A 13,433-nucleotide genomic window follows, 5' to 3' on the forward strand; every position below is an offset into this window, starting at 1 on the left:
CATGGGCGGCATCCTCGAAGGCAAGCGGATCCTGGTCGCGGGCGTGACCATGGACTCCTCCATCGGCTTCGCGACGGCCAAGGTGGCGCAGGAGCAGGGCGCGACCGTGCTGATCACCAACTTCGGTCGGGCGCTCGGCATCACCAAGCGCATCGCGAAGCGGCTGCCGACCGAGCCACCCGTGCTCGAGCTCGACGTCACCGACGACGAGCACCTCGAGCGGCTGCCCGACCTGGTCCGAGAGCACGTCGACGGCCTCGACGGCGTCGTCCACTCGATTGCCTACGGCAACCCCGAGACGCTGCTCGGCGGCAACTTCCTCGACGGCCCGTGGCCCGACGTGGCGCAGGCCGTGCAGGTGTCGGCGTACTCCCTCAAGTCGCTGACCGTCGCGGCCAAACCGCTGATGTCGTCGGGCTCGTCGGTCGTGGGCCTCACCTTCGACGCCACGGTCGCCTGGCCGGCGTACGACTGGATGGGCGTGGCGAAGGCAGGGCTCGAGTCGACGTCGCGCTACCTGGCGCGGAACCTCGGCCCGGAGGGCATCCGGGTCAACCTCGTGAGTGCCGGTCCGCTGCGCACGCTGGCGGCCAAGGCGATCCCCGGCTTCTCCGACCTCGAGGACATGTGGGGCACGCGGGCCCCTCTCGGCTGGGACAACACCGACCAGGAGCCGACGGCTCGTGCGGTCTGCGCGCTGCTGTCGGACTTCTTCCCGGCCACCACCGGCGAGATCGTGCACGTCGACGGCGGCTTCCACGCGATGGGTGCCTGACCGACTAGAGCTCGCGCATCGGCCGGCCGCTGCGGCCGTACGCCGTCGCGACCACCTCGGCCACGACGGACAGGGCGATCTCGCCGGCGGTCTTTCCGCCGGTGTCCAGCCCGGCCGGCACCCGCAGCTTGTCCAGCCCAGAGGCCCCCTCCTCGGCCAGCTCGGCCAGCAGACCCTCCGAGCGTCGGCGGCTGGCCATCATGGCGACGTACGACGCGGGCGAGGCCAGCGCGTGGCGCAACACCGCCGGCGCATCGGGCGCGTCGTGGTCGCACAGCACCACCGCGTCGCCCTCGCGCAGCCCGACCGACTGGACGGCCGCGAGCCCCCGACCCTCCTCGTCCTCGTCGACCACGACCACGTCGCGGCCCGCGGTGGACGCGATGACACCGATCGCCTCGGCGATCGGGTTGCGGGTCAGCACGACCAGCCGTCCCTGCGTCTCGGTGCCGGTCGGGTCCCGCCAGGGCTGCTCTCTCGGAGTGCTCACGACCCCATCTTGGCGCTTCGATAGCGTGCGCGGGTGACCTCCCTCGTCGAGCTGCGCGTCCTGGAGGGCCCGAACCTCTACTTCCCCCGTGCCGCGATCAAGCTGACCGTCGACATCAGTGGTCTGGCCGCGGTTCCGCGCGAGACCGCCCGGCGGTTCGCGAGCCGGATCGGGTTGCGCAACGCGCGGCCGGGGGAGCCCGAGACCGGCTTCCGCCAGCGCTTTGCCGCGCGAGCCCTGGCGCGACTGGTGCGCGCGGTCGCGACCGAGAGCGGCACCTCGCGGCTGGCGGTGCGGGTGCGCCCGACGAGCGACCCGCACCGGCTCGTGGTCGCCTTCCCGTGGAAGCACCGCGGTCGCGCCGAGGCACTCGGCCGGGCGGTGGCCGAGGTGCTCGACGCGGTCCTGGACGGAGACGTGGACGACGCCGTGAGCAGGGCGGCGGCGAGCGTCGGGGCGACCGACGCGGGTCCCGGGCCGACCACGATCACCCCGAGGATCCCCGTCGTCGCGGTCACCGGCACCAACGGCAAGACGACGACGAGCCGGATGATCGCGCACATCGCCCGCACGAGCGGGCTGCTGGTGGGCTGGTCCAACACCGACGGCATCTACGTCGACGGCGAGCTCGTCGAGGCCGGCGACTACAGCGGTCCCAGTGGCGCCGGGCGCGTGCTGTCGCACCAGGAGGTGGAGCTGGCGGTCACCGAGACCGCTCGCGGCGGCATCCTGCTCAAGGGCATCGGCCTGACCCGCAACGATGTCTCCGTCGTGACCAACGTGACCGCGGACCACCTGGGCCTGCAGGGCATCGACACCCTCGACCAGCTCGCGGAGGTCAAGGGCGTGGTGCCGCGCATCACGCGCAAGGGCGGCTGGTCGGTCCTCAACGGCGACGACCCGCGCGTGTTCGCGATGCGCACCTCGATCACGGCGCGCCCGTGGATCTTCTCCCGCGACCCCGACTCGCCGGCGATCCGCGAGATCCTGTCGCACGGGTCGGGACGCGCGACCACGGTGATCGACGGCTGGGTGTCGGTGCTGGCCCCGAACGCCGACCCCGACCCCTTGGTCGAGCTCGTCGACGTGCCGATGACCCTGTCCGGCCTCTCGCGCTTCAACGTGGAGAACTCCCTGGCGGCTGCGTCGGCGGCGCTGGCGATCGGCATCCCTCGGGACAAGGTCGTCGAGGGGCTGCGCACCTTCCGGCCCGACGCCGAGCACAACCCCGGCCGGATGAACCTCTTCACCCTCCCCGGCGGGGTCTCCGTGGTGGTCGACCTGGCGCACAACGAGGCCGGGCTGGAGGCGATGCTCGAGATCATGAACGGCGTACGCCGCTCCGGTGCCCGGTTGCTGCTGGGCCTCGGCGCCGTCGGGGACCGGCAGGACGAGCTGATCGACAAGCTCGGCGAGATCGGTGCCATGGGCACCGACGTGGTCGCGATCGGCCACAAGCAGCGCTACCTCCGTGGACGGAGCATGGAGGAGCTCGAGCGCCTGCTGCGCGCCGGTGCCGAGCGGGTCGGGGTCACCGACGTGCCGGCGTACCCCACCGAGGTCGAGTGCCTCGCGGCCCTGGTGGCCCAGGCACAACCCGGGGACGTCGTCGGCCTGATGTGCCACGCCGAGCGCGAGGAGGTCTACGCCTGGATAGCCGAGCACGGCGGGACGGCCGACCGCCCCGAGACCCTGGCGGCCAAGGTGCGCGCGGCGGCCGGGTGAGGCCGGGCTCGGCCGAGGCGGTCGTCACCGTCGACGGCGTGGCCCGCTCCGGCGCGCGGGCGGACGGAATCCACCAGATCGGTTCGGTGACGAAGGTCTTCACCGCACTGGTGCTCGCTCGCGAGGTGGTCGACGCGCGGCTCACGCTGGACCAGCCCGTCTCTGAGCTGCTGCCTGGCCTGGCTGGTTCGCCAGCGGGCACGGCGACCCTGTCGGCGCTCGCCTCGCACACCAGCGGGCTACCGCGTCTCCCGCCGGGGTCGTGGCAGAAGGTGTGGAGCGCGGCGCGGCGCGACCCGTACGCAGACATCGACGCGGATGCACTGGTCGCTGCGCTCCGGGAGGTGCGGTTGCGGAGAGCAGGCGGGCGACCGGCGTACTCCAACCTCGGCTACGGGCTTCTCGGTCACGCGCTCGCGACGCACCTGGGGATGTCGTACGACGCTGCGGTCAGCGCCCGCGTCACCCGACCACTCGGGATGGCCGACACCGGCTGCGCACCAGCTGACCCCGCACGCCTGGTCATCGGGACGAACCGCTGGGGCAGGGCGCACCCGCAGGCGTGGACCTTCGACGCCATGGCCGGAGCCGGGGCGCTGTGGTCGACCGTCGACGACCTGGTGGTCTTCCTGCGTGCCCAGCTCTGGCCACCCGACGACGGCCTCGGAGAGGCGATCCGGCTCACGCACCGGACTCTTGCCGGTGAAGGGAGGATCGCGCTGGCGATGGCCTGGATGCGGCTCTCAGGGCGTGACGGCTCGCTGCTGTGGCACAACGGGGGCACGGCCGGCTACCGCAGCTTCGTCGGCGTCGACCACGGACGTCAACGAGGCGTGGTCGTGCTCGGGGCCAGCGACCGGAGCGTCGACCGACGTGGCATGGACCTCGCGCGCGGGCGCGCCTGACCCGTCGGAGTCAGTGTCCCGCTGGGCGGTCTTCGTCGTCGTCGGCCTCGAAGTCCTCAGGGACGACCACCGGCTTGATCTGCGCCCACGCGATCATCGAGATGCCGAAGACCAGCAGCGCCAGACCTGCCCAGAGGTTGGCGTTGACGTCGCCGGTCTTGTCGCCCTCCTGGTCGCCGAAGAGGCCCATCAGCGTCAGCACGACGCCGTAGACGCCCATCAACCCGCCGATGATGTTGCGGATGTCGTAGATGCCGGCGGTGTGCCCGTGCTTGCCCGACTTGGTGGTGACTTCCTGCTCGCTCATCTCGGTCTCCTCAGAAGATGATGTTCAAGACGGTGACCATGGCCAGGGACAAGCACGCGAGCGGCACCGTGCGGCGGTACCACGGGTAGGTGTGCTCCTTCGGGTCGGTGCGCTGCTCCTTCGGGGTCACGGAGTAGACGAGGCCCACGAGCTCCTCGTCCGGCTTCGGCCTGGTCGCCAACGAAACCGCGATGCTGAGCGCGATGTCGACGACGAACGCGACCGACGCGGCGAGGAACGCCGCTCCCTGACCGCCGACCGGGATGAGGCCGGTGCTCGCGCTGCCGAAGGCGTCCTCGGTGAGGAACGCGATGATCACCGCGGAGATCGTGCCGCAGGACAGGCCGACCCAGCCGGCGGTCGCCGTCATCCGCTTCCAGAACATGCCGAGGATGAAGGTCGCGAAGAGCGGTGCGTTGAAGAACCCGAACAGCGTCTGGAGGTAGTCCATGATGTTGGAGAACGAGCTGGCGAACGACGCGGTGAGGATGGCGACCGCCGTGGCCGCCACCGTGGCGATGCGGCCGACGCGCAGGTAGTAGTCGTCGTCCCGGTCCTTGACGAAGTACTGCTGCCACAGGTCGAAGGAGAAGACCGTGTTGAACGCCGAGATGTTGGCCGCCATGCCGGCCATGAAGGCAGCCAGCAGGCCGGTCAGGGCCAGGCCGAGCAGACCGTTGGGCAGCACGTCGCGCATGAGGTAGAGCAGCGAGTCGTTGTAGGCGACTCCCTGGCCGGAGGCCCCGCCAGCTGGTGATCCGCCCGCCTTGAGGTCGATGATCTCGGAGACGAGCACCGCGGCGACCATGCCGGGCAGGATCGTGATGAAGGGGACGAACATCTTCGGGAACGAGCCGATGATGGGGGTCTTGCGCGCCGAGGCCATCGAGTCGGAGGCCATCGCCCGCTGGACCTCGACGAAGTTGGTCGTCCAGTAGCCGAAGGACAGCACGAAGCCGAGGCCGAAGACGATGCCGATGACCGACAGCACCGGCGACTCGAAGCCCGAGAGCGCCTGGCCGGGCCAGGAGTTGAGCTGCTGGTCGGCCGGCGGTCCGGCACCGCCCGCTGCCGCATCCTCGATCTTGGAGGTGAGTCCGTCCCACCAGCCGATGCGGTGCAGGCCGATGAGCGTCAGCGGGAGCAGGCCCGCGACGATCACGAAGAACTGCAGCACCTCGTTGTAGATCGCCGCGGAGAGGCCGCCGAGGGTGATGTAGGACAGCACGATGATCGCCGCGACGATGAGGGAGACCCACAGCGACCAGCCGAGCATCGCGCGCAGGATCGTGCCGAGCAGGTAGAGGTTCACGCCCGCGATCAAGAGCTGGGCGGTGGCGAACGAGATCGAGTTGACCAGGTGGGCTCCCGGACCGAACCGGCGGAGCATGAACTCCGGGACCGACCGCACCTTGGAGCCGTAGTAGAACGGCATCATCACGACACCGAGGAACAGCATCGCCGGGACGGCACCGACCCAGAAGTAGTGGACCGTCGGCAGGCCGAACTGCGCGCCCGACGCCGACATGCCCATGATCTCGACGGCGCCGAGGTTGGCCGAGATGAACGCCAGACCCGTGACCCACGCCGGCAGCGACCTGCCCGAGAGGAAGAAGTCCAGCGAGTCCGACACCTGGCGCCGGGCGATGAAGCCGATGCCCATCACGACCAGGAAGTAGGTGAAGAGGATGAGGTAGTCGATGAACTTGGCGTCGATGATGGTGGAGGCCCACACACTCACGAGCTGGCTGCTGATCCCGGAAACTGGCACGTCTCGGCTCCTCCCGACAGATGACCGTCAGCCAACCTAGCGCCTTGCGGCCAGGACTTCGTCCCTCCCTAAGGGTGTCGCCTTAGAGGGACCCGCCCGGATGGTCACGAACCGTCGGCGGCGGCGGGGGTGTAGTCGGGGTCTGCCGCCGGGGCGTCGTCGCTTGCTCCGGCGCCGGCCTGGGCCCAGCTGGACCAGGACTCGAGCTCCGTCATCACGGCGGGGTGCGTGTCGACGCAGAGCACGACGAGGTCTCCGGGGTTGGCGCGGGCCATCGCGTGGCGGACCGCGTCGATCTCGTCGAGGATGATCTCGACCTGTCGGCACCGGGCGCCTCGGGCCATCGCCGCACGTACGCCGTCGGCGACGAGGCCGGCGGTCTCGCCCGCCGCTCTGCGGCGGAGGTTGGCGTCCTCGCGGACCACGACCACGTCGAAGTGCTCTGCAGCGACCTCGCCGAGCTCGCGCATGTCCTCGTCGCGGCGGTCTCCGGCGGTGGCGATCACGCCGATGCGCTGCGCCTTGCCGAGCTCGTGGACCGAGGTGAGCGTCTCGCCCACCCGGTCGACGAAGTCGCCGAGCGCGCGCATGCCCGGCGCGTTGTGGCAGTAGTCGACGATGACGTGGATGCCGTTCACCTCGACCTCGTTGAGGCGGCCGGGGGAGAGGTAGTAGTTGGTCGAGAAGGTGCGCAGTCCCTGACGGATGTCGTGCAACGGCGCGCCCGCGGCGAACGCGGCCGCGGCCGCGGCCAGGGTGTTCTGCACGTTCATCCGGGCGCGGCCGCCGAAGGTGGCCGGGAGCAGGTGGGTCCAGGCGAGCTGCATCTCGCGGGGCCCGTGCTTCACCACGATCATCTCGCCTCGGTCCGAGGCGTTGAGGACCAACGCCTTGCCGCCACGACGGCAGTGACCGTCGATCATGTCGCGCACCTCGCTGCCCGGCTCGGCCATCGAGAACCACACCACCTGGCCCGAGCACTTGCGTCGCATCTCACGGACCAGCGGGTCGTCCGCGTTGAGGACGGCGTGACCGTCGCGGGGCACGGCCTCCACGACGACGGCCTTGACGTCGGCGAGCTGCTCGATGGTGTCGATGCCGCGCAGGCCCAGGTGGTCCGGCTGCACGTTCAGCACGACAGCGACGTCGTTGCGCTCGTAGCCGAGGCCCTCGCGCAGGATGCCGCCGCGTGCCACCTCGAAGACGGCGAAGTCGACGCGGGGGTTCTGCAGCACCATGCGCGCCGAGCGGGGGCCGGACGCGTCGGCGCGGATCAGCAACCGTTCGTCGATGACGACGCCGTCGGTGCTGGTCATGCCGACCTTGCGGCCCAGCCCCTTGAAGATGTGGGAGATCATCCGGCTGGTCGTCGTCTTGCCGTTGGTGCCGGTCACCGCGACGATCGGGATGCGCGACGTGGCGCCCGGCGGGAACAGCATGTCGACGACGGGCTTGGCGATGAACTGCGGGTCGCCGATGGTCGGGTGCGTGTGCATCCGGAACCCCGGCGCGGCGTTGACCTCACAGATCGCGCCGCCCGTCTCGCGGACGGGCTCGGTGATGTCGGGGCAGATGAAGTCGATGCCGGCGATGTCGAGGCCCACCATCCGGGCGGCTTCCTCGGCGATCTCGACGTTCTCCGGATGCGCCTCGAAGGTCCGGTCGATGGAGATGCCGCCCGTGGACATGTTGCCGGTGAGCGTCAGCTTCACCATCTCGCCCGCCGCCGGGACCGAGTCGAGCGTGTGACCCTGGCTCTCGAGCAGCTCGATGGCCGCCTTGTCCACCTTGATGCGGGTGAGCACCTTCTCGTGCCCGACACCGCGCCGGGGGTCGGCGTTGGTGAGGTCGACCAGCTGCTGCACCGTCGAGGTGCCGTCTCCCACCACGTGCGCGGGCACGCGCTCGGCCACCGCCGCGAGCCGGCCGTCGATGATGAGGCAGCGGTAGTCCTTGCCGGTGACGAACGACTCGACGATGACCGTGCCGCGTCGGGACTGGTCCTCGGCGATCGGGAACGCCTCGCGTACGTCTTCCTCGTCGCGCAGGTCGAGGCAGACGCCGCGCCCGTGGTTGCCGTCGAGCGGCTTGACCACGACCGGGAAGCCGATCCGCTTCGCCGCGGAGACGGCCTGGTCGACGGTGCGCACCGACTCCTGCTTGGGGACCGGGAGGCCGGCGGCGCCGAGCAACCGGGTGGTGAGGTCCTTGTCGGACGCGACGTCGACCGCGATCGCCGAGGTGGCCGAGGTCATCGTCGCGCGGATGCGCTTGGCGTGGACGCCCTGGCCCAGCTGCACCAGGGAGTGCTGGTTGAGCCGGATCCACGGGATGTCGCGCGAGACGGCCTCGTCGACGATCGCCTGGGTCGACGGGCCGAAGGCGGTGCGCTCGGCCCGCTTGATGAACGACTCGAGCTCCTCGTCCCAATCGAGGGCCGGGTCGGCCTGGACGAGGTGGTTGACCAGGCGTACGGCGAGATGCGCGGCGGCGAGCGCGACGTTCTCGTCGACGTACCCGAACACGACGTTGTAGCGGCCCTTCTCGCCCTTTACCTGGCGAGTCTTGCCGCGCCGGATGTCATGGCCGACGACCTGCTGGAGGGCGAGGGCGCAGTGCTCGGCCACGTGCCCCAGCCAGGTGCCCTCGTTGAGCCGCTCGACGAAGCCCCCACGGCGCCCTCGCGAGCAGGAGTGCTCCCGCAGCCCCGGCAGCATCTGGAGCAGGTTGTCGGTGAAGCCGGGGAGCTTGTCGGTGGGGTGCTCCTCGAGGGATCCCAGGTCGACAACCAGGTGGATGGCCTTCTCGTAGGACCAGATGTTGGCCCCGCGGTAGACGCGCGTCTCGACGATCTTGAGGTCAGGGGAGGGGGTCATTCGGGGGCTGCTCCGTCCTGTGGGTCGGGTCCGTGGGCTGGGCGGGGGCCACGGGTTCGTGCGAGGCGGCGCCGCAGCGCGCTGGGCGACTTGTCGGCCGCCGCGATGTCGCGCGCGAGGTGGCGCAGGTCGCGCTGGGCCTCGAGAACCTCCGCAGCGTCCTCGTCGCTGACCTGCTCCTCGGGCTTCACCAAGGTGCGGGTGGTGAGGTCGAACTGCGCCCCCGCCGGGAGCATGTGCAGCACGACGCCGCTGGCCAGCAACGGGCTCGAACGCTTGGCCTCGTAGGCGTTGGTGGCCATCCGCGCGGGGTCGAAGATGGTGACCGCGCCGCGGCCCAGCACGGTCAGCATCTCGTGGTCGCCCTGGCTGGTGACCACCGCACAGGTGTCCTCGTCGACACCGATGCCGAGCAGCTGGGGCGACTGGGAGACGATCATCAGCAGCCTGCCGTAGCGGTTGCGCTGGTCGAAGTGCTGGTCGATCACCGCGCTCTGCACGAGACCGAGGCCCGCAGCGACCTGAGTCATCCGCTGCTTGGCCGTCGCCCCGCCGGTGCCGAAGGCGACCATGTGCGAGGACTGGATGCTCGCGCCGGCGGAGGTGCCCGCGACGACGGCGCCGCGCTCGCGGGCCGCGACGATCGCGTCGCCCAGCGGCGTGCCGCAGATGATCGCGGAGAGCTTGAGCTGGTTGCCGCCGGTCATGAAGATGCCGGTGGCCTTCTCGATGATGCCGACCAGGTCGGGATCGTGGGCGTCCTCGCGCGACTCCGGCCGCACCGGCATCACCTCGGCGGCACCCAGCTTGCGGAACAGCGCGTCGTACACCTCGACGACCTCGTCGCCGAGCGACGAGGCGGTGGGAAGCAGCGCGATGCGAGCCTCGGTGCCGCCGCTGGCGGCCACGAACCGGTTGAGGATGGTCCGGCGGCGCAGCTTGTCCTCGGCGCCGCCGATGATCATCAGCGGGCCCCTGGCCTGGGCGGGTGGCTCCTCGGAAGAGGTCGCGCCAGGCTCCGGCAACTGCATGACAGAGCAGGCTAGCGGCTGGGACAGTAGGCCCGTGCAGCAGTCTTTGGGGGGACCTGCGGGCCTTCGGCTCGCCATCATGCGCCACGCCAAGGCGGAGGGCTACGACAAGCCCGACCTCCAGCGCGCCCTCGCGGACCGCGGCGTGCGCGACAGCGAGGCCGCCGGCCAGTGGTTCGCCGAGCTGGGCCTGGTGCCCGACGGCGCGCTCGTCTCCGCCGCCGTGCGCACGCGGGAGACCTGGCACGGGGTCGCCTCCGCTGCCGGGTGGACCGGCGTGCCCGCGATCTTCAGCGAGCCGCTGTACGGCGCCGGGCCCGAGTCGGCCCTCGACCTGATCCGCGAGACGCCGTCCTCGGTGCGCTGCCTCGTGGTGGTCGGCCACAACCCGACGATGGCCTACATCGCGTCGATCCTCGACGACGGCTCCAGCGACCTGTCCAACGAGATGGCCACCGGCTTCCCGACCTCGGCGGTCGCCGTGTTCGACCTGCCCGCGGACCTGTCCACCTGGGCCGAGCTCGACCAGGCCTCAGGGGTGCTCGCGGCGTACCACGTGCCGCGCGGCTGACCTCGAAGGTCGGTCTAGGCCGACGCGCGCGTCAGAGCGGCGGCGCGGGGGTGGTGAAGCCGGCCTCGGCGTCCGCGTTCTCGATCTCCTCGCGTGAGATACCGAGCAGGTAGAGGATCGCGTCGAGGTAGGGCACGTTGACGGTGGTGTCGGCGGACTCCTGGACGATCGGCTTGGCGTTGTAAGCGATGCCGAGCCCGGCGGCGTTGAGCATGTCGAGGTCGTTGGCGCCGTCGCCGATGGCGATGACCGCCGCCTCGGGGACACCGACCTCGGCGGCGAAGTAGCGCAACGCGTCCGCCTTGCCGGCGCGGTCGACGATCGGGCCGACCAGGCGCCCGGTGAGGCGGCCGTCGACGATCTCGAGCTCGTTCGCACGGGCGTAGTGGATGCCGAGGTCCTCCGCGAGGCGGTCGGTCACGTGGGAGAAGCCGCCCGACACGAGCGCGAAGCGGTAGCCGAGCCGGCGCAGCGTGCGGACCAGGGTCCTGGCGCCCGGGGTGACCACGATCTCGTCGTACACCTTGTCGAGCACGGCGGCGTCGAGCCCCTCGAGCAGCGCGACGCGGGCCCGGAGCGACTGCTCGAAGTCGGCCTCGCCCCGCATCGCCTGCTCGGTCACCCGGGCGACCTCCGCCTCGACCCCGGCGTGCGCGGCCAGCATCTCGATGACCTCGCCCTGGATCAGCGTCGAGTCGACGTCGAGGACGACCAGCCGCATCGCCCGGCGCAGAAGGGTCGCCGGCTGCACCGCGATGTCGACGCCCTGCTGGGACGCCTCGGTAGCGAGGGTGCCGCGCAGGCGGTCCGTGTCGACGCCCGACACGTGCAGCTCGATCGCGGTCACGGGGTAGCGGGCCATGCGCTCGATGCGGTCGATGTTGGCCCCGGCGTCGGCGATCCGGCCTGCCACGGCCGCGAACGCGGTCGCTTTCAGCGGCGCACCGATGACCGTGACGTGCGAGCGGCCGTCCTGGCGGGCCCGGTTGTCACCAGAGCCCCGGTCGACCTCGACGGACATGCCCAGGGCCTCGGCGGTGTGCTCCACGTCCTCGCGCAGCCGCTTCCAGTCGCGTGGCGCCGTGACCAGCACACCCAGCACCAGCCTCCGGCGCAGCACGATCTGCTCGATGTCGAGCACCTCGACCCCACCGCGCGACAGCGTCTGGAAGACCGCCGACGTCACGCCCGGGCGGTCCTTGCCCGTGAGCGTGATCAGGAGGGTGCGGGGTGGGTCTTCCGTGTCCGGACCCGTCGGCATGCCCCGAGGCTAGCGCCGTTGTCGGCGGGCGCGCGTGGCGTCCCAAGGATCACCACACACTGACGGGGAACGACCCGGGTCATCATCACACTGCCCAGTACGCCGGCCGGCCGGCACGTCACGACGGCGGCCACGCCTCGGGCGAGCACGCGGCGACCAAGGCGCGCCGTGACGCTCGTTCCAGCGGGAGCAGCGCCGCGCGGCGGACCTCGACCTCGGACGCCGACACGGCGCCGCCGTCGTCGTCCATGGCCAGCGCGACGATGCGGGCCGCTCGGGCGCCTCCGGCAGCGAGCTGCGCGCACGCAGGCGGGACGCCCCGAGGCGGCGGTCGCAACGCCGGCCGCCGCAGGTCCATCAGCTCGTCCGCGACCTCCGGCCGCCATCGGGCCACGTCGAGGTCGGCCAGGGCGTTCGCCGTGGTGGTCAGCGCGAGACGCAACCCGCGGTCGGCCTCCCCGACGTCCGGCACCGAGCGCGGCGCGGCCTCCGCCCGGCGCCACCAGGTCGACGCGTCGACCTCGTCCTGCCAGAGCCCGAGGCCGGCCTCCCCGGCGACCAGCGCGCTGCCGGACTCCAGGGCGAGTGCGTTGAACGCCGGAGGACCGCCCAGACCGAGGGGGTCGCCCTCCACCGGGAGCGCGATGCCCACTCCCGTGGCCCCGGCGGCACGCAGGTCGGCGAGCAGCGCTGTCCAACCGCCGTCGACGCCCATCCACCGGAGCGCATCGAGCACCTGGTCGGCCACCACGTGTCCGCGCAGCCACGCGGTCGTCCACCAAGCCACGAGGCCGGCATCGGGCAGTCGGGTCGACACGCTTGCGGAGCCTACTGAGCGCGCCCTCGCCAGCCACCCTGCTGGATAGGGTGACGACATGGCCGCCGTCCTCGAGTTCGCCGACGTGAGCGTGCGGCGGGGGGCGGCAACGCTGCTCGACTCGATCAACTGGACCGTCGAGGACGACGAGCGCTGGGTGATCCTCGGGCCCAACGGTGCGGGCAAGACCACGCTGATCCAGGTCGCCGCCGCCCAGCTGCACCCGTCGTCCGGGCTCGTCGCGGTCCTCGGTGAGGTGCTCGGGACCGTCGACGTCTTCGAGCTGCGCCCCCGCATCGGTCTCACCTCGGCCGCCCTCGCCGAACGGATCCCCCGCGGCGAGCTGGTCCGCGACGTCGTCGTGTCGGCGTCGTACGGCGTCGTCGGTCGCTGGCGTGAGGACTACGACGACCTCGACCACGAGCGGGCCGCCGAGCTCCTGGTCGAGGTGGGTGCCCAGCAGCTCGCCGACCGCACCTTCGGCACCCTTTCGGAGGGCGAGCGCAAACGGGTCCAGATCGCCCGGGCGCTGATGACCGACCCCGAGCTGTTGCTCCTCGACGAGCCGGCCGCCGGGCTCGACCTCGGCGGCCGCGAGGACCTTGTCTCGACCCTGTCGGTGCTCGCACTGGACGATGCGAGTCCGGCGACGGTGCTGATCTCCCACCACGTCGAGGAGATCCCGCCCGGCTTCACGCACGCGATGCTGCTCCGGGAGGGCAAGGTGGTGGCCCAAGGGCCGGTGCGCGACGTCATCGATGAGCAGAACCTCTCGGCGACCTTCGGGATGCCCCTCGTGGTGACCCACCAGGACGACCGCTGGGCCGCTCGGCGACGCACGGGACGGCACGCTGACGCCGGCTAGCGGGGCGCCCTATGAAGGGTCGCCGGATAGGCTCGCAGC

At 71.3% G+C, this 13,433-nt stretch carries 12 protein-coding genes; 5 read left to right on the top strand and 7 right to left on the bottom strand.

All coding sequences use genetic code 11. From position 1 onward, the window contains the following. The first annotated feature begins 1 nt into the window (after position 1). Positions 2–775, top strand: coding sequence for an enoyl-ACP reductase FabI (gene fabI, locus ABD295_RS05445; RefSeq protein WP_344302625.1), 774 nt, complete (start codon positions 2–4; stop codon positions 773–775). 4 nt (positions 776–779) lie between these two features. Here fabI and ABD295_RS05450 read toward each other — a convergent pair whose 3' ends face one another. Beyond that, a complete protein-coding gene (locus ABD295_RS05450) occupies positions 780–1,265 on the bottom strand; it encodes an XdhC family protein (RefSeq protein ID WP_344302626.1) in 486 nt (161 codons plus the stop codon). A gap of 33 nt (positions 1,266–1,298) precedes the next feature. On the opposite strand from ABD295_RS05450, the gene ABD295_RS05455 reads away from it, so the two are divergent. Both ABD295_RS05455 and ABD295_RS05460 read left to right on the top strand, forming a co-directional pair. Beyond that, positions 1,299–2,990 (top strand): Mur ligase family protein, encoded by a 1,692-nt coding sequence (locus ABD295_RS05455; protein WP_344302627.1) that lies wholly within the window; start codon positions 1,299–1,301, stop codon positions 2,988–2,990. Further along, entirely contained in the window at positions 2,987–3,895 is a 909-nt protein-coding gene (locus ABD295_RS05460) for a serine hydrolase domain-containing protein (protein ID WP_344302628.1), read from the top strand. The genes ABD295_RS05455 and ABD295_RS05460 overlap by 4 nt, the downstream gene beginning before the upstream one ends. Positions 3,896–3,905: 10 nt before the next feature. Here the strand turns inward: ABD295_RS05460 and ABD295_RS05465 are convergent, their stop codons facing one another. From ABD295_RS05465 to ABD295_RS05480, 4 genes are all read right to left on the bottom strand, one after another. Continuing rightward, positions 3,906–4,202 carry a hypothetical protein gene (locus tag ABD295_RS05465; RefSeq protein ID WP_344302629.1) on the bottom strand — a complete coding sequence of 99 codons (297 nt, stop codon included), beginning with the start codon at positions 4,200–4,202 and terminating at the stop codon, positions 3,906–3,908. 10 nt (positions 4,203–4,212) lie between these two features. Continuing rightward, positions 4,213–5,937 carry a sodium:solute symporter family protein gene (locus tag ABD295_RS05470; protein WP_344302719.1) on the bottom strand — a complete coding sequence of 575 codons (1,725 nt, stop codon included), beginning with the start codon at positions 5,935–5,937 and terminating at the stop codon, positions 4,213–4,215. Positions 5,938–6,077: 140 nt separating this feature from the next. Then, entirely contained in the window at positions 6,078–8,849 is a 2,772-nt protein-coding gene (gene cphA, locus ABD295_RS05475; protein WP_344302630.1) for a cyanophycin synthetase, read from the bottom strand. Further along, complete coding sequence (locus tag ABD295_RS05480) at positions 8,846–9,880, bottom strand: cyanophycinase (RefSeq protein ID WP_344302631.1); 1,035 nt, start codon at positions 9,878–9,880, stop codon at positions 8,846–8,848. Before ABD295_RS05480 ends, cphA begins: the two co-directional genes overlap by 4 nt. Positions 9,881–9,959: 79 nt before the next feature. Here ABD295_RS05480 and ABD295_RS05485 point away from each other — a divergent pair, with 79 nt between their 5' ends. Then, on the top strand, positions 9,960–10,451 hold the full coding sequence (locus ABD295_RS05485; protein WP_344302632.1) for a SixA phosphatase family protein: 492 nt from the start codon (positions 9,960–9,962) through the stop codon (positions 10,449–10,451). A gap of 31 nt (positions 10,452–10,482) precedes the next feature. Here the strand turns inward: ABD295_RS05485 and serB are convergent, their stop codons facing one another. Continuing rightward, positions 10,483–11,712: a phosphoserine phosphatase SerB gene (gene serB, locus ABD295_RS05490; protein WP_344302633.1), complete on the bottom strand. Its 1,230-nt coding sequence runs from the start codon at positions 11,710–11,712 to the stop codon at positions 10,483–10,485. A 118-nt stretch (positions 11,713–11,830) separates the two neighbouring features. Next, positions 11,831–12,529, bottom strand: coding sequence for a hypothetical protein (locus ABD295_RS05495; protein WP_344302634.1), 699 nt, complete (start codon positions 12,527–12,529; stop codon positions 11,831–11,833). A 58-nt stretch (positions 12,530–12,587) separates the two neighbouring features. On the opposite strand from ABD295_RS05495, the gene ABD295_RS05500 reads away from it, so the two are divergent. Next, on the top strand, positions 12,588–13,394 hold the full coding sequence (locus ABD295_RS05500; RefSeq protein WP_344302635.1) for an ABC transporter ATP-binding protein: 807 nt from the start codon (positions 12,588–12,590) through the stop codon (positions 13,392–13,394). Positions 13,395–13,433: the final 39 nt, after the last annotated feature.

The sequence above is a fragment of the Nocardioides bigeumensis genome (assembly GCF_039531755.1).
GTDB classification, from domain to species: Bacteria; Actinomycetota; Actinomycetes; order Propionibacteriales; family Nocardioidaceae; genus Nocardioides; species Nocardioides bigeumensis.